The organism is Salinispora pacifica CNR114, from assembly GCF_000514775.1.
Taxonomy (GTDB): Bacteria; Actinomycetota; Actinomycetes; order Mycobacteriales; family Micromonosporaceae; genus Micromonospora; species Micromonospora pacifica.
Genome location: NZ_AZWO01000020.1, coordinates 1 through 25055, shown reverse-complemented (window position 1 = coordinate 25055; position 25055 = coordinate 1). Strand labels below are relative to the sequence as shown.

Here is a 25055-nt window from a genome sequence, read left to right as displayed (position 1 = left end):
CGCAATCGGGCACGGTAACAGCGATGTCCGGATGCCATCAACAGCGGACGTACCCGGACCGTCGGCGGCAGCAGCGGAAACACCGGAACAATCGGTGTCGGGCCAGACGGTGGGAGCGTTGACGCTCGTTGTGCCCCTGCGTACGCTGGAGCGGCTGCTCTCTCACCCTCTGCTAGGGTGATGGATGCTTGCTGTCCGCAGCGTCGGGCAGCGTTGATCGGGGGCGCCGCGAAGGTGTTCCGGATCATGACCTGGTTCGGATCATGACACGACCCGGATCGTGACACGACCTGAAACTGGGACGACCTCGGACCAGACGCGACCCCGGCGATCTTCGCCCAGGGGTAGGACAACGGAGAGCCTGACGTGAGCAAGCGCACCTTCCAGCCGAACAACCGCCGGCGCGCGAAGACCCACGGCTTCCGGCTGCGCATGCGCACCCGTGCCGGCCGCGCCATCATCTCGACCCGTCGCAGCAAGGGCCGCGCTCGCCTGGCGGCCTGAGGCCACCAGGTCCGATCGGCAGGGCGTGGAGAGTCGTGCTGACCGCCGCGCAGCGTCTGCGGCGCAGCACTGACTTCGCCGCGGCGGTCCGTGGTGGCCGACGCGTCGGGCGCGGCGTGGTCGTCGTCCATCTGACCTCGCCCGGCACTCCACCGGAGATCTCGTCGCCGGAGCCGGCGCGGGACACTGGTGCGGAGCAGACATCCGCACCAGCCCGCGCCGGCTTCGTCGTCTCCAAGGCGGTTGGCAACGCCGTCGTCCGCAACACTGTTCGCCGCCGGCTGCGGCACCTGGTCCGGGAGCGCCTCCCCGGGCTGCCGGCCGGGAGCACTCTCGTCGTCCGTGCCCTGCCCGCCGCGGCGCACCGGTCGTACCAACGACTCGGTGTTGATCTCGACACCGCGATCGCGGCCGCACGCGCCCCCCGCGGGCGGCGGTCCCGGTGAGTTCGGCACCAGATCCGGCACAGCCGATCTCACTCGGTGCCCGGGTGCTGGCCGGGCCCATCATCGCGTACCGTCGGTGGATAAGTCCGGCGTTGCCGGCCCGCTGTCGGTTCTACCCGTCGTGCAGCGCGTACGCCCTGGAGGCGGTGACCCGCCACGGCCCGGTTCGGGGAGCCGGCCTGACGGCCCGGCGGCTGATGCGCTGCCACCCCTTCCATCCGGGTGGATTCGATCCGGTGCCGGAGCCGGATGGTCGCCGCCGCGCCGATGTGACTGGAGTCTGAGAATTGCTCGATCCTATCTATGTAACGATCTCGTGGATCCTGCTGCGCTGGCACCAGCTCTGGGACGCCATCGGGGTGCCGGAAGGCGTGGTGCTCGGCACCAACTGGTCCTGGATCCTGGCGATCATCTTCCTGGTGGTCACCGTCCGGGTGATCCTCTTCCCGGTCTTCGTCAAGCAGATCAAGTCACAGCGGGCGATGCAGGCGCTGCAACCGCAGGTCAAGGCGCTGCAGGAGAAGCACAAGGGTGACCGGGAGACGCTCCAGAAGGAGATGATGGAGCTCTATCGGAAGGAAAAGGCCAACCCGCTCATGGGCTGCCTTCCGATGTTCCTCCAGATTCCGGTCTTCCTCGGCCTGTTCCATGTGCTCCGCCGGCTCAATCCAGACAAGCCACTAGACAAGAAGACGCTCTACGGCTGGACGGTCGACCAGTTCGACAGCGCATCGGTCGCGAAGCTCTTCACCGCGCCGATCGCCGGCAAGTTCGGCTCCTCCCCCGAGGAACTGGCCGCGCTGGGCGCCGACGGCACCACCGTCAAGATCATGGCCGGCATTCTGGTGCTGGTGATGATGGGCACCACCTACCTGACCAGCCGCCAGATGATTCTCAAGACCGGCTGGGCCGAGGACCCGCAGCAGCGGATGATCCAGCGGTTGATGCTCTACGGCATCCCGGCGTCGCTGCTTATCTCCGGCGCGATCTTCCCGATCGGTGTGATCATCTACTGGGTTACCAACAACATGTTCACGTTGGCCCAGCAGCAGTGGGTGTTGCGCAAGTTCCCGCCGCCGCCGAGCGCGAAGTCCAGCACCACTGGTACGCGTGGTCCGGTGCAGCCGGCGAAGAGCGGCGGCCTCTTCGGCCGCGGCAAGTCCGCCACTTCGGCCGCCACCCAGCCGGCCGCGACCAAGGTCGCCGCCCCGAAGCCAGGTGCCAAGCCCACCAGCCAGAAGAAGGGCCCGCCCGCGAATCAGAAGGGCCAGGCCGCCGGTCAGAAGGCCCAGCCCGCGAGCCAGAAGGGCCAGCCGGCCAACCAGAAGGGCCAGGCCGCCGGCCAGAAGAAGGGCCCGCCCGCGAACCAGAAGGGGCGTCCCGCCAAACGGCAGGGCTGATCCGACCCGTGTTCGGCGGTATCTACCTTGATACCGCCGCCGGTGGGCAAAACGCCGCCGCGCCCTGCGGCCACGGGCGAGACTGCCCGGATAGACCTACCCGTGGTATCGGCGTTCCCGCCGGCCCCGGGAGACCAGCGGACCCGACGGTCCGGCCGAGTGAGTACGGAGGAGACCGTGACCGAGATCAGCACGCCCCGCGCTGACGAGTCCCAGGACGCAGAGGGGACGGAGACGACGGCGAAGAGCCAGACCGAGGCGGCCGAGGCCGGCGGCACGGAGCAGCGGTCCACCGGTGAGAGCGATCTGTTCCGGCAGAGTGAGATCGCCGCCGACTACGTGGAGGGCCTGCTCGACATCCTCGACTACGACGGGGACATCGACGAGCTGGTCTCCGGTGGGCGCCCGGTTGTGGAGGTGGTTGGCGGCCGACTCCAGAGCCTGGTGGGTCAGCGCGGCGCCACGCTGGAGGCGCTGCAGGAACTCACCCGACTCGCGGTCTTCCGGCAGACCGGCACCCCCAGCCGACTGCTGCTCGACGTGGGTGGCTACCGGGCGGGCCGCCGTAAGGAGCTCGCCGCAGTGGCGAAGAACGCCGTTGAGAAGGTCAAGGAGCACGGCGAGTCGGTGCGGCTGGAGCCGATGTCCGCTTTCGAACGTAAGTGTGTGCACGACGTGGTCAACGCGATCGACGGCGTGGCGAGCGAGTCCGAGGGCGTCGAGCCGAGTCGGCGCATCATTGTTCGGCCGGTGGACTGAGCGGGTGACTCACGACGACACAGCGGCGCGCTCTGCGTCCGGCCCGGGTGGTACGCCGCCCGGGCCGTTGCCTGTCGGCGATCGCCCCGCGCCAGCCGCGGTGGATGCCACGCCACCCCCGGAACTGGCGACCGCGGCCCGGACGCTCTTCGGTGACCGGCTGGGCCTGGCTGTTGCGTACGCGGGCCTGTTGGTGACCGATGGGGTGGTCCGCGGCCTCATCGGCCCGCGGGAGGCGCCGCGGATCTGGGATCGGCATCTACTCAACTGCGCGGCGGTGGCGGAGCGGATTCCGTCGGGCGCGACGGTGCTTGACGTGGGTAGCGGTGCCGGACTGCCCGGCCTCGTGCTCGCGGTCGCTCGGCCGGATCTCTCGGTCACCCTGGTCGAGCCGCTGGCACGTCGCACCGCCTTCCTCGTCGAGGCGGTGGCGCAGCTCGACCTGACGGCCTCGGTCCGGGTCATCCGGGGCCGGGCCGAGGAGATCGCCTCCGGTGGTGGTGGCGTCGAGCCGCTCACCGGTGATGTGGTGACCGCTCGGGCGGTGGCCCCGCTGGATCGGCTCGCCCGGTGGTGCCTCCCGCTGGCCGTGCCGGGTGGACGGCTGGTCGCCCTCAAGGGCGCCTCGGCTGCGGAGGAGGCCGCCGAGCATGCCGTCGTCGTGGATCGGCTCGGCGGCGGCTCACCGGAGGTGCACCTCTGCGGCGCGGGTGTTGTCGAGCCACCGACGACGGTGATCGAGATCGTTCGGGAGCAGGTGGTGGGACCGCCGCGACCCAAGCCCACGAAACGCTCCCGTGGTGGTCGGCGGCGCTGAATCATCGGACACCGCACTGCCGCCTCCTGATCAGCGAGGCGTGTCCAGGTGTGTTGGAAGCGGCGCCATGGGGCGCCGCCGACCTGGTGGACCATTCAGCGCTCTGGTTTGAGTTCGGCGGATCCGGCTCGCAGCTGCGTCGTTGAACAGGTACGGGTGGCAGGCGAGCTGTGCAGCCCGACGTGGACCGATCACGCCCAATCCCCGTAGGCTGGCCGCGCGTCGATAATGTGGAGCGGGGGTGCCGGGCACTCGCCGGATTCCGACCGCTTCCAACGGGCCGCACGCTCGGGGTGTGACCACCCGAGCGACCCGTTGACAGGATGCGGACCGACCATCCGAAGCCGGGCAGGGATGACAGGTGCATGACGACGGCAGGTACGACGATCCGCGCGCGACCGGGTCAACGGGCGACCTGGTTTCACGTGAAACCGACGATCCCGGTTGGGTCACCCCCAGCCCTCCCGTCAGTCCGCCCGTCCGAGCGTCGCAGGACGAGACCTTCCGGCGAGCGGCGCCAGCTCCGGGACGTTCCCGCCCCTCGTCGCCGGAAGTATCGTTGAGCCGCAGTACCGGGGAGAGTTCCCGGGTCGGCGATCCGCCGGTGGCCGAGCAGGCCGCGTCGGTACGGGGGACGGCAGCCGCGTCGACAGGCGTCGAGGTGGCTGTGCCGCAGCAGGCAACGCCGGGGCGGCCGGCCGAACCGACCAAGGCTCCGAACCTGCCCTCCGGGCAGGACGGGGTTGACACGTACGTTTCACGTGAAACACCGACGCGCGAAGAGGATGACCCACCGTTGGCGATGGAAGCTATGCGCGCCGTGCAGATCCTGAACCCGAGCGGCGAGGTGACGATGCCTCGCCCAGACCGGACCCGGGTCATGTGCGTCGCGAACCAGAAGGGCGGCGTTGGAAAAACCACCACGACGGTGAACCTGGCAGTGGCGCTAGCGCTGCACGGGAACCGGGTGCTGGTGGTTGACCTCGATCCGCAGGGCAACGCGTCTACTGGACTCAACGTCCCGCATCACACCGGGGTGCCGGACGTGTACGACTGCCTGATCAACGGCTTGCCCTTGGCGGAGGTCGCCCAGCCGGTCGAGGGTATCCCCAGTCTGTGGTGTATACCCGCCACTATCGACCTGGCCGGCGCCGAGATCGAACTGGTCTCTGTGGTTGCTCGGGAGTCGCGGCTGGCCCGCGCCATCACGGGCTATCCGGGCCACTTCGACTACGTCCTCATCGACTGCCCGCCGTCGCTTGGCCTGCTCACGGTGAACGCGTTGGTTGCCGCGGAGGAGGTGCTCATCCCGATCCAGTGTGAGTACTACGCGCTGGAGGGGTTGAACCAACTCATCAACAACATCAACCTCGTCCGGCAGCACCTCAACCCCCGGCTGGACGTCTCCACCATCCTGCTCACGATGTACGACCGGCGTACGCGGCTGGCGGACGCCGTGGAGCAGGATGTCCGCAACCACTTCGGGAACAAGGTGCTCCAGGCGGTCATCCCGCGTAACGTCCGGGTATCCGAGGCACCCAGCTACGGCCAGTCCGTGATGACCTACGATCCCGGGTCACGGGGGGCGACGAGTTACTTCGAGGCCGCCCAGGAGATTGCGGAGCGGGGCATCAAGGCCGAGGTGAACCGCAATGCATAGCGCGGACAGGCCACGGGGAGGCCAGGCATGAAGAATCGTCCCAAGGGTGGACTCGGTCGAGGGCTGGGCGCTCTCATTCCGACTGAGGCGGCCGCGCCCGGCGCACCCACCCCGGTCGTCAGTAGCCCAGTGGTGACGCCGACCGCGGGCCTGGCGGTGGTGAGTACGCCGCCACCGGCGTCCGACTCACTCAGCCCGGTCCCGGGTGCTCGCTTCGCCGAAATATCGGTCGACGCGATTGTTCCCAACCCCAAGCAGCCGCGGCAGGTCTTCGACGAGGACGCCCTGGAGGAGCTGAAGGTCTCCATCCAGGAGGTCGGTTTCCTCCAGCCGATCGTCGTCCGTCAGCTGGACGACGAGAAGTTCGAACTCGTCATGGGTGAGCGTCGCTGGCGGGCGGCACAGGCGGTTGGTCGGAGCTCCATTCCGGCGATCGTCCGGGACACCCGGGACGATTCGATGCTCCGGGACGCATTGCTGGAGAACATCCACCGCGCCAACCTGAACCCGCTGGAAGAGGCGGCGGCGTACCAGCAACTGTTGGATGAGTTCGGCGCCACCCACGAAGAGCTGGCCCGGCGGATCGGCCGAAGCCGGCCGCAGATCTCCAACACGATACGGCTACTCAACCTCCCTGCTCAGGTGCAGCGCCGGGTCGCCGCTGGAGTGCTCTCTGCTGGCCACGCCCGAGCGCTGTTGAGCCTGGACAATCCGGAGGCGCAGGAGCGGCTTGCCCAACGCATCGTCGCCGAGGGGCTCTCGGTACGGGCAACCGAGGAGGTGGTGGCGCTCTCGCTCAGTGACGACAGCAGTGAGAAGGAGGCGCCAACGCGTCGGCCGAAGCCACCTGCGCCAGCACTGACTGATCTCGCCGACAGGCTCTCCGACCGTTTCGACACCAGAGTCAAGGTCGACATCGGCCGGAGCAAGGGAAAGATCACGATCGAGTTTGGCAGTGTGGACGACCTGGAGCGCATCGTCGACATCATTGGGGTCGACCGGGAGCAGCCCGAGGATTGACCGAAGGCCCGACTCGCGGGCCCTTGAAGCGCCGCCCCCGTTTCACGTGAAACGGGGGCGGCTGTCGTTCGACCTGGGAGTGACTCGATCTGTGGAGCGGTGGGGAGCACCGCACGTCGGCGCTGCACTTGATCTGTTGCCTCGGCCACTCCCCTCCGCCCGCTTACACCTATCCGTCCGCTCGCCCCGTTTGCACTCGCTTGCTTGCGCCCGCCCGCCCGTTTGTCCCACTGGCTACTCGAACCCGATCCGTTCACGCGGATCTGTCGGCTCTCCGAGCCGATCATGCCGATGGGTCAGCTCGGAAGGGCCCGTCGGGCGGCTGCTCCCGCGCCTGGGTGTCAGCCCGCGACCGGCGTGTGCCTGTCGACTGGCCCTCGCGGCTCTGACCGGTGATGTCGGCGCCGGGCGAAGCAAAAGTATCGTCCCCAACGTTATCCACAGCAGTTGTCCACAGGTGGCGCTGTTTCACGTGAAACAGCGCCCCAACCCCGGTGTTGACCTGTGGAAGACGGCTGTGGATAACCGCCGACCTCCTGTGGATAACGTCGGGGGCGGATGGACGGCGGTGAGCCGATCCGACGGATCGACGGTCGAAGGAGGTGGGGACAGCGGTCCCGGAAACAGCTAGGGTCACCCTCGTGCCCGACACCCCTCCCTCAGTGCCGAACTTCACCCAGTGGCCCTCCTTCCCCTTTGAGGGCGATCTCCGCGTCAAACAACTTGATGATCCGGTCGCGACCGAGCCGCCCCGTCGCGGCGAAGGTGACCGGGAATGCACCGCTTGTGGCGCCCCCGATGAGGCGTACATCTGGGTTGGCGAGCGGTGGCGGGTACGTGCGATGGATAGACCTACCGGGCTTCCGATGGTGTTGATCCTTGAATCCCGCTCGCACTTGGATCTAGGTGACCTACCGAACCTGCTCGCGGCCGAGCTCGGCGTGCTGACGGTTCGGCTGGAGCGTGCCATCCGCTCCCTCGACGGCGTGTCCCGGGTGCATGTGAACCGCTGGGGTGACGGATCCGCGCACCTACACCTCTGGTTTCTCGCCCGGCCGTACGGTCAGCTCCAGCTCCGGGGGACCTTCCTGCCCCTGTGGGATTCGATTCTGCCGCCGATCCCCGAGTCGACCTGGCGGGAGAACCTCGCCCTCGTCGCCGCGTGGTTGGCGGACTTCGGTGGACGCCAACTGGCCGAACCGCCTCGAATCCAGTGGCAGGCACCGGCCAGTTTCGGGGCGGTGGAGGCCGCAGCAGCCACCGAGGCCGTCGAGACCGCGGAGACCGCGGAGACCGCCCTGGACGCAGGAAGCTCAGTTTCCGTGACCAGGCAGCAGGACGCGACAGGTAGCGGCGGTACGGCGGGCGGCGGTACGGCGGGCGGCGGTACGGTGGGCGGCGGTACGGCGGAGAGCGCCGGTGCGGCGGGACTTGACGCGGCGCCGGGCGGGGAGGTCGGTGGGGAGGTCGGGAGTGTGGCGGCTAGCGCTGGTGCTGACGTTCCGGCGGCCGGCGCTGATGCTGGTGTTGGCGCTCCAGAGAGTGAATCTTCCTCGTCCCGGCTCGCTGAGGATCCGGGACCTCCGGCGGAGGGTGCGGGTGCCCCGGACCACCCCGAGGACGAGGCCGGATCGGGCGGCGCGATCGGCGAGGACCCCGCGGGCCGCGCCGACTCCGGTGCACCGGAGCAGGCCGATGACGCTCCGTCACTGCTATCAGCGCCGGACCCGGTCTCGTCCTAACCCGGCCCCGCCAACTACGACCGTGCTTCGCCGGCTCAGGCCGCCCGGGAAGCGGCCTGGGAAACCAGGGTCCCGATCATCCGACCGAAGTCGAGACCGGCGGCCTGGGCGGCGAGCGGTAGCAGTGAGGTCTCCGTCATTCCGGGCGCGACGTTCACCCCGAGTACGTGCGGCTGACCGTCGGGATCAATGATCAGGTCGACCCGACTGAGGTCGCGCAACCCGAGCGCGGTGTGGGCGGCGACAGCGAGCTCGGCGACCGCCTCGGCCACCTCGGTGGCCAGTCGGGCCGGTGTGTGCCATGTGGTGCGGCCGGCCGTGTACCGGGCGGCGTAGTCGTAGACGCCGTTCCGGGGCACGATCTCCACCGCCGGCAGGGCCTGCGGTCCTGCGCCGAGGTCGATTACGGATACTGCCACGTCTGTCCCGGGTAGGTAGCGTTCGACGAGGGCGGTGGAGTCGTACGCGAAACAACCGACCATCGCGGCGGGCAGGGCGGCGCTGTCCCGAACCACGGCGGCGCCCAGACCCGATCCACCCTGTGCGGGCTTCACCATCAGCGGGAGGCTCAGCCGATCGACGATGCGGTCCAGCACCGCCACCGCACCAAGCTCGGAGAAACGGTCATGGGGTAGGGCCACCCAGTCCGGGGTGGGGATGTGCGCCTCTCGAAGCACGGTCTTGGCCGAGGGTTTGTCCCAGGCGCGGCGGGACGCGCGGGCGTCGCAGCCGACGTACGGGACGTCGCAGAGGTCCAGCACGCCCCGGAGCGAACCGTCCTCGCCGGTGGCGCCGTGTAGCGCGATGACCACCGCGTCCGGTGGGTCAGCGACGAGCGCCGGCAGCAGGGCGACGTCCGCGTCGCGTAGCTCCGCCTCCACGCCCACCGCGCGTAGTGCGTCGAGGACCCGGCGGCCGGATCGCAGCGAGACGTCCCGTTCATAGGAGAGCCCACCGGCGAGTACCAGCACGCGCAGGTCGGTCAGGACAGCGGAATCGGCAGCGGTCTTACCCATGCCAGAATCATGCCAAGTGTGGTCCGGGGGTGTCGGAACCGGCCCGCCCCCGACGAGAGCCGGGCGGGCCGACGGCGCCAAAGACCCGGCGCATGGCGATGTCCTGCTCCATCACTCCGGAGAGCCGCCGTACGCCCTCCCGGATCCGCTCGGGCGGCGGGAAGGAGAAGTTGAGGCGCATCGCGTCGTTGCCGGTGCCGTCGGCGTAGAAGCCGGTGCCGGGCACGTACGCCACCCGGGCGGCGATAGCGCGGGGCATCATCGCCTTCGAGTCCAGCCCGTCCGGCAAGGTGGCCCAGACGAAGAGGCCGCCTCCGGGTCGGGTCCACGCCGTGCCGGCCGGCATCAGGTCCGCCATGGCGGCGAGGAGCGCGTCCCGCCGTTCCCGGTAGACCTCCCGGTAGACCTTGAGCTGCTCCCGCCACGGCATGGTGCCGAGGTAGGTGGACACGGCCGCCTGAGCGAAGCCACTGGGGCAGAGGATCTGTGCCTCACTGGCGATGACGAGCTTGTCCCGCACCGCGTGCGGGGCGAGAATCCAGCCGACCCGCAACCCCGGCGCGAAGGTCTTCGAGAACGTGCTGAGGTAGAAGACGCCATCGCGGCGGCGAGCACGCAGCGGGGCCGGCGCGTCGCCCTCGAAGCCAAGCTGCCCGTACGGGTCGTCCTCGACCACCAGCAGGCCGGAGCGTTCGCAGATGTCGAGGATCCGTTCCCGCCGCTGCTCGGTCAGCGTCACGCCGGTCGGATTCTGGTACGTGGGGATGGTGTAGAGGAACTTGATCCGGCGCCCGGCGCGTGCCTGATCGGCGATGGCCGTCTCCAACGCCTCCGGGATCAGCCCGTCGTTGTCCATCGGCACGTGCACGACCTGTGCCTGGGCCGCTTGGAAGACCCCGAGCGCCCCGACGTAGGTCGGGCCTTCGGCGAGTACGACATCACCGGGGTCGAGGAAGAGGCGGGCGACCAGGTCCAGTGCCTGCTGGCCACCGATGGTGACGACGACGTCGTCGGGCGAGGCGCCGCAGGCGGCGTCGATGCCGGAGAGCGACATCACCTCGCAGATTCGTTCCCGTAGCTCCGGGGTGCCCTGGCCGATGCCGTACTGGAGGGTGGTTGTGCCGTGGTCGGCACCAAGCCGGCCCAGCATCTCGCCGACCGCGTCCAGGGGGAGAGCAGCGATGTACGGCGCACCTCCGGCGAGCGAGACCACCTCCGGCCGGTTGGCCACCGCGAAGAGCGCCCGGATCTCCGAGGCGGTCATGCCTCGGACTCGTCGAGCGTAGCGGTCGGTGTAGTCGTCAAGCGTCGTGCCGGTCATGTTCCGCTGTCACCTGCCCGGTGGTCGTTTCGCGTATCCCTTCCCGTGGTGTCCGGATCCGACGTACGATCAGTGGTCGGGGACACCGAAGGGCGGTCTACCTCCGAGCCTACTGTGGGGATGCGCCAATGTCGCGACGTCTGGTCAGTCTGACCTTGGACACCCTGGAGGATCTGCCCCGTTCGTGCCGGCAGTGTGTCTACTGGGAGCTGGATCCGGTCTCCGCGGACCGGGCCCGTGGGGCTGGGGATCCCGGCCTGGAGAAGGAGGCGTGGGTCTCGCAGACCCTGCTGGAGTGGGGTGCCTGCGGCAAGCTGATCTACGTGGACGACATGCCCGCCGGGTTCGTGCTGTATGCCCCACCGGCTTACGTGCCGCGATCGATGGCCTTCCCGACCTCACCGGTCTCCCCCGACGCGGCGCTGTTGATGACGGCGAGGGTGGTGCCGGCCTTCGCCGGTGGCGGGCTTGGCCGGATGCTCGTGCAGGGGGTCGCCCGGGACCTGACGAAACGCGGAGTCAAGGCGATCGAGGCGTTCGGTGATGCGAAGTTCGGCGACGCCGACGACTCGGCGGGGGCCTGTGTGGCCCCGGCAGAGTACTTCCTTTCCGTGGGTTTCAAAACGGTCCGCCCGCATCCGCGCTTCCCCCGCCTGCGCCTGGAGTTGCGCACCGCACTGAGCTGGAAGTCCGATGTCGAGTACGCGTTGGAGAAGCTGCTCGGCTCGATGAGCCCGGAGAGCCTGCTCCGGCCGGTCCGGCCCACCCCGGCGACCCGGTCCGGCGCCAACTGACCGCCGGATCTGGTCCGGCGCCAACTGGCCGCCGGTGACCTGGTCCGGCGCCGGCGGGCAGCGGGCACTGCTTCGGTCAGTCGACCACCGTCCCGGCGGCCACGCTCTCAGCCGCCACCATCGCCCGCAGCTTGCTCACGTCGATCGACCCGGTGGGTACATCTTGCTCGATCGGGAGGTACATCCGCTGGATGGCGGCGACGATCGCCTCCACCACGCGGTCCCGGAACCGTGGGTCGATCAGCCGGGATCGGTCTGCTGGCGAGGTCAGGTAGCCCACCTCGACCCGGACGGCCGGCATTCGGGTCAGCCGGAGCAGGTCCCATGCCTTGGCGTGGGACCGACAGTCGCGCAGCCCGGTTCGCGCCACGATCTCCCGCTGGACGAGGCCGGCGAGGCGCTCACCGGTGGTGGAGGTGACGCCGTTGTCGGTGCCGTAGTGGTAGGTGGCCACGCCGTCGGCGGCTGGGTTGACGTGGCCGTCGAGGTGCAGGGAGATGAACACGTCCGCACTGAGCGAGTTGGCCAGGGCGGCCCGGTCAGCGTCGGGCAGATGGTCCCGCTGTGCCGGACCGCGGGTCAGCTGCACTCGTACCCCGGCCGCGGCGAGCCGCCCCTCGAGTCGACTGGCGAGGTCGTGCACCAGGTCGGCCTCGGTCCAGTGCCGCTGCCCCTCGGGCACGGTCAAGCCCGGATCGCTGCCGCCGTGCCCCGGGTCGATGACCACTGTCCGCCCGACCAGGGTGGGACCGGACTGTCGAATGGCGTCAGATTCACGGAGCCACTGTGGGCGCCCGCCGACCACCTTACGGCCGAGGCGTCGGAGCGAGTTCACGGTGTGGGGGCCGCAGGTGCCGTCCGGTACCAGCCCCACCTCGCGTTGGAACTGGGCGAGCGCCCGGGCTGTCCGGACCCCGTAGATGGCATCCGCCCGGCCGACGTCGTAGCCCATCTCGAGGAGCCGTTCCTGCAGCGACCGGATGTCCTCACCGATGAGGGGCTCCGGTACGGAGTGGTAGAGGCTACGGGCACCCAGCCGCCAGCGGGCCGCGTCCAGGGCCTGCCACGTCTCGGCGCCGACTCGGCCGTCCACGCTGAGCCCACGGGACTGTTGGAAGGCGCGGACAGCACGTTCGGTGCGGGCGTCGAACTCGTCGCTGTCGGGTGCCGGGACGAGCAGGTCGAGGCCGGCCAGCACCTTACGGATCTCGGTGACCGCCGGTCCACGGTCGCCGGGTCGGATCGGACGCACGCTCGACCCCCTCTGCACGGACACTGGCTGGCCGGATGGCCCCTCGAAGGCCGCCGATGGCCCTGTTCCGGTGGCCCCGCAGACGATCTGCGGTGTTGTCTCTGGGGTTGAGGTTAGGCGCTCGCCGGGCCTGAGGTGTGGCGGCCGGAAAAAGACCTGCCCCCCGCACCCGGTGGAGCGGATGCGGGGGGCAGGTCTGCGTCGGGTGCTGGTCAGAGCGCGGACTGGATAAGCTTGACCAGCTCCCCCTTGGGCTTGGCACCGGCGATCGACTGCACTGGCTTGCCGTCTTTGAACACGGTGAGCGTCGGCACCGACATGACCCGGTAGTTGCGGGCGGTCTCCGGGTTGTCGTCGATGTTGAGCTTGACGATGCTGACCTGATCGCCCATCTCACCGGCGATCTCTTCGAGCAGTGGCGACACCTTCCGGCACGGCCCGCACCACTCCGCCCAGAAGTCCACCAGAACCGGCTTGTCGGACTGCAGTACCTCGGTGGTGAAGCTGGCGTCAGTGACCGACTTGGTTGCTCCCACTACGTTCCCTCCTCGGGGGATGTGTTTCGGAATATCAGCCCTGGATCGTGGCGATGAAGCGCTCGGCGTCCAGGGCGGCGGCGCAGCCCGTACCGGCGGCGGTGATGGCCTGCCGATAGGTGTGGTCCACCAGATCACCGGCGGCGAACACCCCCGGGATGCTGGTCTTGGTGTTGGGCGCGTCCACCTTCACATACCCCTCGTCGTCCAGGTCCACCTGGCCGCGGAAGAGCTCGCTGCGGGGGTCGTGGCCGATCGCCACGAACACGCCGGTCACGTCAAGCACCCGGGAGTCACCGGTGTGCACGTTGCGGAGTCGGACGCCGGATACCTTGCCGTCCGCGCCGAGGATCTCCTCCACCGCGGCGTTCCACTCGACCTTGATCTTGTCGTTGCTCAGTGCGCGCTCGGCCATGATCTTGCTGGCCCGGAACGTGTCCCGACGGTGGACGATCGTGACCGACTCGGCGAAGCGGGTCAGGAAGTTGGCCTCCTCCATCGCCGAGTCACCACCGCCCACCACGATGATGTGCTGGTTCCGGAAGAAGAAGCCGTCACAGGTGGCGCAGGACGACACACCGTGGCCGAGGTACTCCTGCTCACCCGGTACACCCAGCGGGCGCCAGGCAGAGCCGGTGGCGAGGATGACAGCCTTTGCCCGATAGCTGGTCTCCCCCACCCAGACGGTGCTGACCGCGTCTGAGCCGACCTCGCCGGTGTTGTTGAGCTCAACCCGGGTGACATCGTCGGTGAGGAATTCGGCACCGAAGCGCTCGGCCTGCTTGCGCATGCTGTCCATCAGCTCGGGACCGAGAATTCCGTCGGCGAACCCCGGGAAGTTCTCCACCTCGGTCGTCGTCATCAACGCACCGCCGGACTGCGCCCCCTCGATGACCAGCGGCGCGAGGTTCGCGCGCGCGGCGTAGACCGCCGCCGTGTAGCCGGCTGGCCCGGAGCCGATGATGATCAGGTTGCGGACGTCGTCCACTGCCGTCTCCCGATTCGTCTGTGTGTTCGCCGACGGCGCGCACCGACGGCGATTCGGTGCCGACACCCCGGAATCAGGCGCCGGCAACTGATGTAGAGAACGCCATCGTACGAACCGGGAATTCCCGAGCCGGTCATCCGGTGGGTCAGCTCACGTCACGCAGCACACCCCGCGACGGTCGTGGGGTTTTACCCTACCCGCGTACGGTACCGGGTGTCCGCGCCCGACCCGGGCACACCGCACTCGGGCCCGCTGACCCAGGCCCAGCGGGCACCAGTCTCATCGGCGAACCGGACGACCAACGCCGGTTGGCCCTCGAAGCGGGCATAGTCCACCACCTCGACCGCCAGCCGGCCAGCATCGTGTTCGACGCCGATCTCGGCCAGGCAGGTTTCGAGCGCGCCCGGATCGGTCAGCCGATCGAGCCCGATCGACCCAGCCGCCCGGTCGCCCTGGATCCCCACGCCGGATGGCTCCGACTCGGCGGTGCCCACGCCGGATGGCTCCGACCCAGCGGTGCCCACGCCGGATGGCTCCGACTCGGCGGTGCCCACGCCGGATGGCTCCGACCCAGCGGTGCCCACGCCGGATGGCTCGGACTCGGCGGTGCCCACGCCGGATGGCTCGGACTCCGTGGTGCCCTGGCTGGAGTACTGCTGCGGCGACGAGACCGGTGCCGCCAAGTCCTCCCGCTGGTAGTCCGTACCGGTCCGCATCGGCGGCGCGGTGGTGCGCACCACCCCGGCGGCAGCCTGCTCGGGGGTGCTGGTGCTCGACCCCGGAACATCCGTCCCCCAGCCGAGTTGGTCCAGGTCGAGCAGCCCGACAGCGGCCACCGCCACCGCGGCGAGCGCGACCGGAGCACCGACCCGCTGCCACCGCCGGCGTCGTCGGCCGGGGCCGGCGGTGGCCGGGTGCGGAACGCCACCGGGGCGCCGTGACCCAGCGTGCGGCTGAGCCGGCACTACCGAAGGTCGCGCTGCTCTGCCGGCCGTCACGCCCTCGGCTGGCGCGCCCTCGGTCGTCGGCGCAGCGTCGGTCGCGGCCAGCGCGGCGCGAAGCTGATCCGCCACGGTCGCGGGCATCTCCTCCGCCGTCCGGTAGGCGAGCAGGGCGGCGTGGACCTCCGCGACCGCCGGCGCGAGCCGGGCGTAGGCGTCCGCCCAAGCCTCGTCTCGCTCGACCAGGCGGGCGACGGTCATCTCGTCGGGAGTGCCCGCCAGTGCCCCACCGACGTAGTCAGCGAGTAACTCGTGGTCGACCTCCCGGAACGCCCCGGTCGTCACAGCTCCTCCTGGTTGGCTTCGCGCCGGGGTCGCCCCGACACCGATCGGACGCCACCGCGCGGCTGGTGGTTCCGTCCCGTGACGGCTGGCATACCCCCGTCCAGGAGTGGCTGCTCCGGCGCCGTCCGGAGATAGCCGAGCGTCGCTGCCAGACGGGCCCGACCCCGGGCACACCGGCTCTTCACCGTCCCCTCCGCTACCTCAAGGATGCGGGCAACCTCGGCTATCGGGTAGCCCTGCACGTCGACCAGGATCAGCGCGGCACGCTGCTCGACCGGTAGCGCGGCCAGCGCCTCCCGGACCACCAGAGCAGTGTCGTGGTCGGGCATGGGAGCGGCCGGCTCCGTGCCACCGGTGGCACCGGCCCCGTCGCGTACGCCGTCGGGCAGCGGCACCGTCGGATGCGCCTGGCGGCGGCGGATCCGGTCCAGGCAAGCGTTGACCACGATCCGGTGCAGCCAGGTGGTCACCGCCGAATCGCCCCGGAACCGTCCGGCGGCCCGATGAGCAGAGAGCAGCGCGTCCTGCAGCGCGTCGGCCGCCTCCTCCCGGTCGCCGAGGGTGCGCACCGCCACCGCCCAGAGCCGGTCCCGGTGCCGGTGCAGTAGCTCGGCAAAGGCGTCCCGATCGCCAGCGACGTGCGCGCGCAGCAGCTCGAGATCGGAGGAGGCAGCGGTTGCCGGTGGGCCGTCGTGACCCACCGGCCGCTCGGTTGACCCGTTCGGCGCCATCACCGCGCCCGGCGGAGACAGTGCCGGGGACGCGGTGAGCGGATCACGAGACCTTGATCTCCTGAATGCCGACCTTGTAGCCGCCGTCACTCGGCGGCAGCTCGGTCAGCCAGACGAGCAGGTACTGGTATTCGGTGTCCGCATCGAAGGCGTCGAAGGTCATCGTCGTGCCAGCATCTTCCTTGGCCGGCCCGATCGGGTTCTGCTCGTACTCCTCGAAGAGCGCATTGTCGCCCGCGCTTGAGGAGGGGTGGTCGTTGGCGCCCGTGTACAACCGGGCCGACGCACCCCGGGCCGAGAGTTGCACCTGCAGGGACTTGATTTTGCGGGGTTCACCGAGGTCGAGCCAGATGCCCATGCCGCGCTTGATCTTGCCGAAATCCGGGTGCCCCCGGTAGGTCTGGGTCGCCCAGCCCTCATCCAGGCTGCCGTCGAACACCTTCTCGGCGTTGCGGACCTCGACGCGGTCCCCACTGTCCGGGTCAATGACCTTCGCAGCGCTGATTTCCGGCGGTTCGGCCGCTACGGAGTCGGGTGGATCTTCACCAGCCGTCGTGGTGGGAGAAGGACTGGCGGCCGTCGTCGGGTTCCGGTCGCTGTCCCCGCCTCCGCTGAGCACGCTGATGCCGATCAGGAGGCCGACGAGCGCGACGGCGAGGAGGCTGGCGATCCCGACGGCAAACTTGCGCCCGCCCGCCGCGGCCAGCGGTGACGGCTCGTCCCCGGTCTCGGCGGTGAACCGCAGTGGACCGCTGCTTTCCAGCAGGTGCTCATCGACCGGGACATCCAGCCGGGCCAACTCCGCGGCGAGGACATCAGACGGTGGGGGCGGGAGTGAGCCGTCCAGCAGATCCATGGTGAGGTCGTCGAGGTATGCCGGAACCCCGGCCCGGACCTGGCGCGGCGCGGCGAGCGCACCCGTCGGACCCCGGACCGCGTCCGGGGTCGCCGCCCGTCCGTGTCCGGCGGTGGCGCCGTGTAGCGGGACCTCGGCGTGCGGCCAGTGGCCGGTCAGTGCGAAGTAGAGGACGCCGCCGACCGCCCGAAGGTCGCTGGCCTGGCTGTCGGCCCCGTCGGTGCGCGCGTCCGCCAACACCACCCGGCCATCATCACTGATCATGATCGTGCCGGGGTGGACGTTGCCGTGCACCATTCCAGTGGCGTGCACGGCGGCCAGGGCGCTTGCGACGGCGTTGCCGACGGCGGTCGCCCGAGCTGGATCCAGTGCCCCCGCGGCCACGAGCTCCCGCAGCGACTGTCCGTCGACCCACTCGCGGACCACGTATGCCCGCTCGCCCTCGTCGATCGCGTCGTAGACACCGACCAGGTTGGGGTGGATGACCCGGCTGGCGGCGACGGCGGCTTGGAGCATTTCGGTGGCGGAGTCGCCGCCCGGGTAGCGCAGCACCACTGCGACGGGACGGCGCAACACGACATCGACCCCACGCCAGAGCAGCCGGCCGGCGCTGTCGTTGTTGATGTGCTCGACGAGCTCGTACCGCTCGGCGAGCACATCACCGGCGATCGGAGCACCGAAGGTCATGACCGGAGGAGCGTCCTCGTCCGCCTCCTGACCCCCGCCGACCTGGGTCACCCGTCCTCCCTCGGTGATCGTGTCGATCGATGGACCCGCGTTGCTGGGCATTGTGGCTTCCGCTCTGCCTTCCACGAACCGGCCGGCTGTTGTCGGCGCCTGCGCCGAAACCGGCCGCATCCGTCGAGAGCGACCTTACCTGGGTTCCCCACCTTCCCCAGCATGTCATCTTCCCACCGCACCGCTAGCGGCTGCCAGGCTCGGGTGTCTTGTCCGGTTTTGGCTGTTGTTGGCGGTGTTGCTGGCGCATGTACTAGCCAATCTAGAGGTTGACCGCTAGTAGTTGCCGCAGGGGCTGGGGTCGGGTGGCCGGGCACCCGGGCCAGATTCCCGGGCCAGCACCGGACATGCCTCCCGCCCGGCTGGTTATCCACAGGCTGGCGCGGCAACGGCGCGGCGGAGCGGAAGTTATCCACAGCCGTATCCCCAGATTGGTGATCCTCGTTCACGCAGAGTGCACTCCCGCCGGTGGGCGGATCAGATCGTTCCCGCCTCGGGAGAAACGGTCAGAACGGGACGCTCAGTGACCGAGCCGGCGGCGGACCATGGTGACCACCTCGGTGACCTCCCCGATCCGGAGCAGCATCGCGAGCCCGAGGTAGCTGAGACCGATCGCCGCCCCACCGATCAGCAGCTGTACCGCCGCCGCGAACCACCCGAGCTCCTCCGGCCGGCCCGGCAGCAGGCGGACCACCAGGAGACCGACCAGTGCCGCTCCGAGCGCGGCGACCAGCACCTTGCCCACCGTACGCATGATCCCGCCCAGCCCGATCCGGCCGACCCGGGGCCGCAACAGCAACGCGGACAGCACCACCGCCGCCAGGTACGAGATCGCGTTGCCGAGCATCATGCCGGCCGCCGCGAAGGTGGCGGGAAGGACGACGTAGAGCCCGACCTGGAGCAGCACCCGCAGCGCCACCACCGGGATGTTGGCCAGCGCGGGCGTACGGGTGTCCGGTAGTGCGTAGAACGCGAACGTGAGGAGCTGGCTGACCGCGAAGGGCACCAAGCCGATTGCGGCGACCAGCAGCACGGTGGCGGTGGCGGTGGCGTTCTCCCCGGTGAACGCGCCGTACCGGAACACCACCACGGAGATCGGCGCGGCCAGCACGGCGTAGCAGACCGCCACCGGGGCGAGTACGGCCGTGACCATCCGGGTGCCCCGGGACAGGTCGGCCGTGAGGTCGGTGAATCGGCCGTCCGCCGCGGCGGCGCTCATCCGGGGCATCAGCGCGGTGATGATCGAGACCGCGATGACGCCGTGCGCCATCATCAGCAGCAGGAAGACGTTGTTGTAGATCAGCAGGCCGGCGTCGTCCTCGCCGGCGACCCGGGTGAGCAGGTTGACCACCACGAAGAGCCCGAGCTGGTTGACCGCGACGTAGCAGAACATCCAGGCGCCGAGCCGGGCCAACTCCCGCAGTCCCAACGCGCGGAAGTCGAAACGCAGCTTCCACCGGAAGCCGACCTTGCGTAGGGCGGGCAGCAGACCCGCGGCCTGCACCGCCACCCCGAGCAGGGTGCCGCCGCCGACCAACAGGATCCGGTCCGCCCCGACCTGGCCCGGCTGGAGCGCCTGCGCGCCGTAGACCCAGATGTAGAGGCCGAAGGTGCCGATGGCCACCAGGTTGTTCAGGATCGGCGCCCACATCGGGGCGGCGAAGTGCCCGCGCGTGTTCAGCACGGCGGCGATCAGCGCGCTGATGCCGGTGAAGAACAACATCGGCAGCATCAGGTACGACAGGTTGGTGACCAGGCCCCGGTAGTTCTCGTCCTTACCGCCGGCGTAGATGCCGGTCAGCACCGGAGCCAGGACCACCGCGATCAGGGCGGCGGCGGCGAGCGCCACCACCGCCAGGGTGAGCAGCCGCTGGGCGTACGCCTCGCCCCGGTCCGGGTCGGCCTTGCGCCGCCGGACCAGCACCGGCACCAGCACGCTGGTGAGCACTCCGCCGAGCAGGAACTCGTACACCTGGTTCGGGAGGAAGATCGCCGTGGTGTACGCGTTACCGACCAGGTTGCCCAGAGCCGCGCCGATCATCAGGTTCCGGATGAAACCCGTACCCCGACTGACCAGGCTGCCCGCGGCCATCACCAGGCTGTTCGCCGCGGCGCTCCCCTCGGCCACCGCCTCATCCGGTGGCGCGACCGCCTCGGCGGCCGGCTGGTTCAGCGGCTCAGCCGAGATGAAGATCGCGTCGTCTCCCGTCGGTCGGCCACCGTCGCCCAGCGCGTTGGCGCTGCGGTAGAGCCGGCCGCTCATCGTTGTCGCCTCCAGGATCTGGTCGGTGCCCGGCACCGACCATGGGTCCGCGGGCGAGGGCCTCGACACAGACTAGTCGTCGGCCCGGCGTCATCCGCGCCCGGCGGATGCCGGGCCCGGTCGGACCGATAGGCTGGCCCTCCCATGTCCGATTCCGCACCGCACGCCGCCGACCGCCGCGAACTCACCGCCGCGCAGCGCACCGCCGTAGCCGAACTGCTCCGGGTTTCTCCGGTCGCCGACGAGTTGGGCCGCCGCTTCGCGAGCGCCGGTCACGAACTGCACCTGGTCGGCGGATCGGTCCGCGACGCACTGCTCGGCCGTCTCGGCGACGACCTGGACTTCTGCACCGACGCGCAGCCGGACGAGACGCTGCGGATCGTGCGTGGTTGGGCCGAGGCGATCTGGGAGACCGGGCGGGAGTTCGGCACCATCGGAGTGCAGCGCGACGGCCTGCGGTTGGAGATCACCACCTTCCGGGCGGAGGTGTACGACCAGGTCAGCCGCAATCCGGTGGTGCAGTACGGCACGAGCCTCGCCGAGGACCTGAAGCGGCGGGACTTCACCGTCAACGCGATGGCGGTCAGCCTCCCCGAGCATCGCTTCACCGACCCGCACGGCGGGTTGGCGGATCTCGCGGCCAAAGTGGTCCGTACCCCGGCGGCGCCGGAGGAGTCGTTCCGCGACGACCCGCTGCGGATGCTGCGGGCGGCCCGGTTCGCCGCCCAGCTGCGGTTCGCCGTGCACCCGGACGTCCGGGCGGCGATGGTACGGATGGCCGCCGACCTGGATCGGATCACGGCGGAGCGGATCCGGGACGAGTTCACCAAGCTGCTCTGCGGCGCGGACCCGGTGGCCGGCCTGCGACTGCTGGTCGACACCGGGCTGGCCGAGCGGTTCCTGCCCGAGCTGACCGGGCTCAAGCTGGAGATCGACGAGCACGCCCAGCACAAGGACGTGTACGAGCACACGTTGACCGTGGTGCGCAACGCCGTCTCGTACGAGGAGGACGGCTGCGATTTCATCCTCCGGATGGCCGCGCTCATGCACGACGTCGGCAAGCCGGCGACGAAGGCGGTCGGGTCGGACGGTCGGGTCAGCTTCCACCACCACGAGGTGGTCGGCGCCCGGATGACCAAGGCCCGGATGAAGGCGCTGCGCTTCCCCCGGGAGACCACCACCAAGGTCACCGCACTGGTCGCGCTGCATCTGCGGTTCTACGGGTACGGCCGGGGCGAGTGGACCGACTCGGCGGTGCGCCGGTACGTCACCGACGCCGGTGACCTGCTGGCGCGGCTGCACAAGCTGACCCGCTCCGACTGCACCACCCGCAACCGGCGTAAGGCCGCCGGACTCGCCGCCGACTACGACGCGCTGGAGGAGCGGATCGCTCGGCTCGCGGCCGAGGAGGACCTGGCCCGGGTCCGCCCCGACCTGGACGGCAACGCGATCATGGAGCTGCTCGGCGTACCGCCGGGTCCGGTCGTCGGGCAGGCCTGGAAGCACCTCAAGGAGGTACGGCTGGAGCGGGGCCCGCTGGGGCGGGACGAGGCCGAGGCCGAGCTGCTGCGCTGGTCCCGCGAGCAGGGAATCGTCGAGTAGGGCGGAGCGCGACCGGTCCGGCGCTTCGCGGACCGGGCTGCCGCGAGTGTCTGCCGGCCGGTCAACGGGGTGCCACCAGAACCGTCAGGTCCTGCCCGACCTTCCCCGGAAGGGCCTGCCGGACGAGTTCCCGACCGTCCAGGTCGACCAGCACCATCTCCCCGGTCAGCCGGTCCTGGTACAGCAACTGGTTGTCGGGGCCCCACGCCGCCTCCGCGCTCGCCGTCGGCCCGAGCACGCGCCCGGTGGCAACCTCGACGATCTCCGGCCCCTGCGGGCCCTTGACCACCACCCGCTGGCCGTCCGGCGACCAGGACCACGGTCCGGTGGGGTCCCCCTTGATCGGGAGGAACCGGGTCGGACGGCCGTCGTCGGGGGAGAAGAGCTGCACCCCCCGCCGGATGTGCGGCGCAGCCTCGGAGCGGGGCGCGGTGGGGTCGGTCTGTTGCCACACCACCTCCCGGCCGTCCCGGGTCCAGGTGAAGTAGCAGTAGTCGGTGCAGAAGTACCTCTCGGTGTCCACCGGGAACAGCTGCCATTCGCCGGTGGCACTCAGCACACCGAGGGCCGTGTGTCGTCCGATGGTCAGGGCGATTCGGCTGCCGTCGGGTGACCACTGTGGCGTCATGGCGTGCTGACCGGTACGCACCCAGCGGACCGCGCCGCTGCCCAGGTCGAGTAACCCGAACTCGCCCGGCCGGTCGTAGTCCACCACCCCCGCGACCGCGCCGCTGGGTGAGGTCCAGATCTCGTCGTACTCGTCGGTGCTGACGTACTGGTCCTGGGTGCGGTCCAACGCGTACCCCTGCTGGATGATGCGCTCGCCGTCCGGCGTGTAGGACATGCCGGACGGCGTGGCACCGACCAGTAGCCACCCGCCGGGCAGCGGCAGGGGGCGCTGGGCCCAGTTCCCGGTGGGTGCCGGTATCCGGGATGGGCTCGGTGCCGCTGGGTTCGACGGCGGAACCCAGGCGGCCGGGCCCGGCTCGGGGGCGGTTGGCCGGAGCCAGACGAAGGGAGCGGCCAGGGCGACCAACGCCGCCAGCGCGCCACCGGTCACAGCCAGTCGCCGTCGGTGCCGCAGCCGTCGGCCCCGGCTCCGCGCGGCGTCGGCGAGGCTGGTTGGCGGGCGGGCCTCGTCGGCCAGCTCCCGCAGTGCGATCCGTAGGTCCTGCTCGGTTGGTCCGTTCATCTCCACTCCTCGGTGCGGTGCCCGTCGAGTGCGGGAACCAGTTGCCGCAGTCGGGCCAGCGCCCGGGAGGTCTGACTGGCGACCGTGCCGGCCCGGCAGCCGAGCAGCTCGGCGGTCTGTTCGACACTCCGGTCTTCCAGGTAGCGCAGGGTCAGTACCGCGCGTTGCCGCGGTGGCAGCGCCAGCAGCGCCTCGCGCAGCAGCAGCCGCAGGTCAACCTCGTGCCCGCGGTCGGGTCCGCCGACGCTGTCGGGCGGCACGGCGACCGGGAACTCCGGCCGGCGGGAACGGCGCCGCCAGCCGGACACCTGGTCCCGGTAGAGGATCTGGCGTACGTACGGCTCGGGCTCTCCCCGGATCCGTGACCAGCGGGCGTACGCCTTGGCCAGCGCGGTCTGGAGCAGGTCCTCGGCGCCGTGCTGGCTGCCGGCCAGGGCGTAGGCGGCCCGCAGTAGAACACCACCCCGTTCGTTGACAAACGCGGTGAACTCCCCGTCGATGCGTTCGGACACCGGTCACCTCCGATACCTCTGACGCCGGCGACCGCTGAGAGCTTGCCTGGTGGGGAATCTAGATGTTGACAAGATTCGGGCGGAGGTGCATCTTTACACTGACTAGTTGGAGGTGCCCGATGTCCCCGTCAACCCTGAACACCGCCGGAATCCTGCTGATCACCGTCGCGACGATCGCGTTCGGCGGACTGGCCCTGCTCCAGCACCTCGCCGGGCGCGTAGCCGGCTACCTGGACAACCCGGTCCGCCGGGGCCTCTGGGCCGCCGGGCACGCGCACGCCGGGGTGCTGGTCCTCTTCGCCCTCGTCGCCCTCCCCTACATCGAAGAGGCCGACGCGGGAAGCGGCACCCGTACGCTGATCCGGCTGCTCTTCGTCGCCGCCCCGATCCTGATGCCGCTCGGCTTCTTCCTCTCGGTGATCCGGCCCCGGGACACCAAGCCCAACAAACTCATCTGGCTCACCGTCGCCGGCGGCGCCAGCCTCACGGCCGGCACCCTGCTGCTCGGGGTGAACCTCCTCTGAGTCCGGTCCGGCGGCGCCCGGGAGGTTTTACCCCGTTGTGGGGGCTTGTGGCCGGTTGGTGGCCAGGGCGGTGTCGATCAGGGTGGTGGCGGCGGCGCGGGCGTGGTGGGCGGCGTCGTTGGTGCCGGCGATGGCGGCGGTGGTCTGGGCGCCTTCGGCGAGGATGGCGAGTTGGTGGGCGAGTGCGGCGGGGGCGCCGGTTTGGGTGACCAGTTCGGCCAGGCGTGCCTGGAAGTTTGCCTTGTGGTCGCGGATGAGCGCGGCGATGTGGGGTGCGGTGCCGCCGAGCTCGCCGAAGGTGTTGATGAAGACGCAGCCGCGGAAGTCGTCTTCGTCGAACCAGTGGGCCAGCATGTCGTAGACGGCGAGTAGTTGATCTCGGGGTATGTCACTGCCGGTGGCGATGGCGGTTTCGACGAGGCTGTTCCAGATGCCGCGGCGGCGATGCAGGACGGCTTCGACAAGGTTCTCCTTGGAGGGGAACAGCTGGTAGAGGCGTTTGAGAGAAACGCCGGCCTCGTTGCGTAGGGCGTCCATGCCCACGGCGTTTATGCCGCGGCTGTAGTAGAGCCGGTCGGCGGTGATCAGGACGTGTTCGCGAATCTGCTCGGTCTGGGATGTGGTCCGGTTTCGGGTGGCGGGGGCCATGGCTTCCTCTTGTCCCGGTCAAGTGTGGTGACGGTCACGCTGCCCCGGCTGGCGCAGGGGAACGTTCGTTCTCTAACGTACTACCCAGCGCAAGCGAGAACGAACGTTCTCACTTTTGGTCTGGGAGGTCGTCATGCCGTACATCACCGTCGGAACCGAGAACAGCACCAACATCGACGTGTACTACGAGGACCACGGTCAGGGACAGCCGGTGGTACTCATCCACGGCTACCCCCTGGACGGGCACTCGTGGGAGAAGCAGTCCGCGGCCCTACTCAAGGCCGGCTACCGGGTGATCACCTACGACCGGCGGGGCTTCGGNCAGTCCAGCCAACCCACCGTCGGCTACGACTACGACACCTTCGCCGGCGACCTGAACGCGGTCCTGGAGACCCTGGACCTCACCGACGTGGTCCTGGTCGGCTTCTCCATGGGCAGCGGCGAGGTC

At 69.8% G+C, this 25055-nt stretch carries 24 protein-coding genes and 2 pseudogenes; 13 read left to right on the top strand and 13 right to left on the bottom strand.

What is annotated here, in order from left to right; translation table 11 throughout:
* The first annotated feature begins 366 nt into the window (after positions 1–366).
* The 9 genes from rpmH to B118_RS28310 all read left to right on the top strand — a co-directional run bounded on the left by rpmH (position 367) and on the right by B118_RS28310 (position 8348).
* Entirely contained in the window at positions 367–504 is a 138-nt protein-coding gene (gene rpmH, locus B118_RS0114070; RefSeq protein ID WP_018221882.1) for a 50S ribosomal protein L34, read from the top strand.
* Positions 505–539: 35 nt separating this feature from the next.
* Positions 540–950, top strand: a complete 411-nt coding sequence (gene rnpA / locus B118_RS0114065; protein ID WP_018221883.1) for a ribonuclease P protein component — start codon at positions 540–542, stop codon at positions 948–950.
* Positions 947–1234, top strand: coding sequence for a membrane protein insertion efficiency factor YidD (yidD, locus tag B118_RS0114060; RefSeq protein ID WP_026271305.1), 288 nt, complete (start codon positions 947–949; stop codon positions 1232–1234). Before rnpA ends, yidD begins: the two co-directional genes overlap by 4 nt.
* A gap of 3 nt (positions 1235–1237) precedes the next feature.
* Positions 1238–2350, top strand: a complete 1113-nt coding sequence (gene yidC, locus B118_RS0114055) for a membrane protein insertase YidC (protein ID WP_018221885.1) — start codon at positions 1238–1240, stop codon at positions 2348–2350.
* A gap of 159 nt (positions 2351–2509) precedes the next feature.
* A complete protein-coding gene (locus tag B118_RS0114050) occupies positions 2510–3109 on the top strand; it encodes a Jag family protein (protein ID WP_028192922.1) in 600 nt (199 codons plus the stop codon).
* A 100-nt stretch (positions 3110–3209) separates the two neighbouring features.
* Positions 3210–3926, top strand: a complete 717-nt coding sequence (rsmG, locus tag B118_RS0114045) for a 16S rRNA (guanine(527)-N(7))-methyltransferase RsmG (RefSeq protein ID WP_028192921.1) — start codon at positions 3210–3212, stop codon at positions 3924–3926.
* Between the two features lie 361 nt (positions 3927–4287).
* Entirely contained in the window at positions 4288–5586 is a 1299-nt protein-coding gene (locus B118_RS33455; protein ID WP_080678057.1) for a ParA family protein, read from the top strand.
* 27 nt (positions 5587–5613) lie between these two features.
* Complete coding sequence (locus tag B118_RS0114035) at positions 5614–6606, top strand: ParB/RepB/Spo0J family partition protein (RefSeq protein ID WP_026185557.1); 993 nt, start codon at positions 5614–5616, stop codon at positions 6604–6606.
* Between the two features lie 641 nt (positions 6607–7247).
* Complete coding sequence (locus B118_RS28310) at positions 7248–8348, top strand: hypothetical protein (protein WP_420329456.1); 1101 nt, start codon at positions 7248–7250, stop codon at positions 8346–8348.
* Between the two features lie 35 nt (positions 8349–8383).
* On the opposite strand, the gene B118_RS0114025 is transcribed toward B118_RS28310, so the two are convergent.
* Together B118_RS0114025 and B118_RS0114020 are read right to left on the bottom strand one after the other, a co-directional pair.
* On the bottom strand, positions 8384–9364 hold the full coding sequence (locus B118_RS0114025) for a D-alanine--D-alanine ligase family protein (RefSeq protein WP_018221891.1): 981 nt from the start codon (positions 9362–9364) through the stop codon (positions 8384–8386).
* Between the two features lie 7 nt (positions 9365–9371).
* Positions 9372–10685, bottom strand: a complete 1314-nt coding sequence (locus B118_RS0114020) for an aminotransferase-like domain-containing protein (RefSeq protein ID WP_018221892.1) — start codon at positions 10683–10685, stop codon at positions 9372–9374.
* Between the two features lie 128 nt (positions 10686–10813).
* Between B118_RS0114020 and B118_RS0114015 the strand changes: the two genes are divergently transcribed.
* Positions 10814–11479, top strand: a complete 666-nt coding sequence (locus tag B118_RS0114015; RefSeq protein WP_018221893.1) for an N-acetyltransferase GCN5 — start codon at positions 10814–10816, stop codon at positions 11477–11479.
* 76 nt (positions 11480–11555) lie between these two features.
* Here B118_RS0114015 and B118_RS0114010 read toward each other — a convergent pair whose 3' ends face one another.
* The 8 genes and pseudogenes from B118_RS0114010 to murJ all read right to left on the bottom strand — a co-directional run bounded on the left by B118_RS0114010 (position 11556) and on the right by murJ (position 20129).
* Entirely contained in the window at positions 11556–12731 is a 1176-nt protein-coding gene (locus B118_RS0114010) for an N-acetylmuramoyl-L-alanine amidase (protein WP_018812784.1), read from the bottom strand.
* A 212-nt stretch (positions 12732–12943) separates the two neighbouring features.
* Positions 12944–13267, bottom strand: coding sequence for a thioredoxin (gene trxA, locus B118_RS0114005; RefSeq protein WP_018221895.1), 324 nt, complete (start codon positions 13265–13267; stop codon positions 12944–12946).
* A gap of 34 nt (positions 13268–13301) precedes the next feature.
* Positions 13302–14255 (bottom strand): thioredoxin-disulfide reductase, encoded by a 954-nt coding sequence (gene trxB, locus B118_RS0114000; protein ID WP_018221896.1) that lies wholly within the window; start codon positions 14253–14255, stop codon positions 13302–13304.
* Positions 14256–14443: 188 nt separating this feature from the next.
* Positions 14444–14803, bottom strand: a pseudogene (locus B118_RS33880) (hypothetical protein); the annotation flags it as partial.
* A 102-nt stretch (positions 14804–14905) separates the two neighbouring features.
* A pseudogene (locus B118_RS33875) lies at positions 14906–15541 on the bottom strand (hypothetical protein); the annotation flags it as partial.
* A complete protein-coding gene (sigM, locus tag B118_RS0113990) occupies positions 15538–16272 on the bottom strand; it encodes an RNA polymerase sigma factor SigM (protein ID WP_018221897.1) in 735 nt (244 codons plus the stop codon). The pseudogene B118_RS33875 and the gene sigM, both read right to left, overlap by 4 nt.
* 43 nt (positions 16273–16315) lie before the next feature.
* A complete protein-coding gene (locus tag B118_RS0113985) occupies positions 16316–17917 on the bottom strand; it encodes a protein kinase family protein (RefSeq protein WP_028192919.1) in 1602 nt (533 codons plus the stop codon).
* 469 nt (positions 17918–18386) lie between these two features.
* Positions 18387–20129, bottom strand: coding sequence for a murein biosynthesis integral membrane protein MurJ (gene murJ / locus B118_RS0113980; protein ID WP_026185560.1), 1743 nt, complete (start codon positions 20127–20129; stop codon positions 18387–18389).
* A 144-nt stretch (positions 20130–20273) separates the two neighbouring features.
* On the opposite strand from murJ, the gene B118_RS0113975 reads away from it, so the two are divergent.
* On the top strand, positions 20274–21731 hold the full coding sequence (locus tag B118_RS0113975) for a CCA tRNA nucleotidyltransferase (RefSeq protein WP_018221900.1): 1458 nt from the start codon (positions 20274–20276) through the stop codon (positions 21729–21731).
* A gap of 61 nt (positions 21732–21792) precedes the next feature.
* Here the strand turns inward: B118_RS0113975 and B118_RS0113970 are convergent, their stop codons facing one another.
* Together B118_RS0113970 and B118_RS28305 are read right to left on the bottom strand one after the other, a co-directional pair.
* Complete coding sequence (locus B118_RS0113970; protein ID WP_028192918.1) at positions 21793–22923, bottom strand: TolB family protein; 1131 nt, start codon at positions 22921–22923, stop codon at positions 21793–21795.
* Positions 22920–23435 (bottom strand): SigE family RNA polymerase sigma factor, encoded by a 516-nt coding sequence (locus tag B118_RS28305; RefSeq protein ID WP_018221902.1) that lies wholly within the window; start codon positions 23433–23435, stop codon positions 22920–22922. The genes B118_RS0113970 and B118_RS28305 overlap by 4 nt, the downstream gene beginning before the upstream one ends.
* A 119-nt stretch (positions 23436–23554) precedes the next feature.
* On the opposite strand from B118_RS28305, the gene B118_RS0113960 reads away from it, so the two are divergent.
* Positions 23555–23959, top strand: coding sequence for a hypothetical protein (locus B118_RS0113960; protein ID WP_018221903.1), 405 nt, complete (start codon positions 23555–23557; stop codon positions 23957–23959).
* Between the two features lie 27 nt (positions 23960–23986).
* Here the strand turns inward: B118_RS0113960 and B118_RS0113955 are convergent, their stop codons facing one another.
* Positions 23987–24607, bottom strand: a complete 621-nt coding sequence (locus B118_RS0113955; RefSeq protein ID WP_027646169.1) for a TetR/AcrR family transcriptional regulator — start codon at positions 24605–24607, stop codon at positions 23987–23989.
* 133 nt (positions 24608–24740) lie between these two features.
* On the opposite strand from B118_RS0113955, the gene B118_RS0113950 reads away from it, so the two are divergent.
* Positions 24741–25055: alpha/beta fold hydrolase (locus tag B118_RS0113950; RefSeq protein WP_043541372.1), on the top strand; the 315-nt coding region annotated here is incomplete at its 3' end.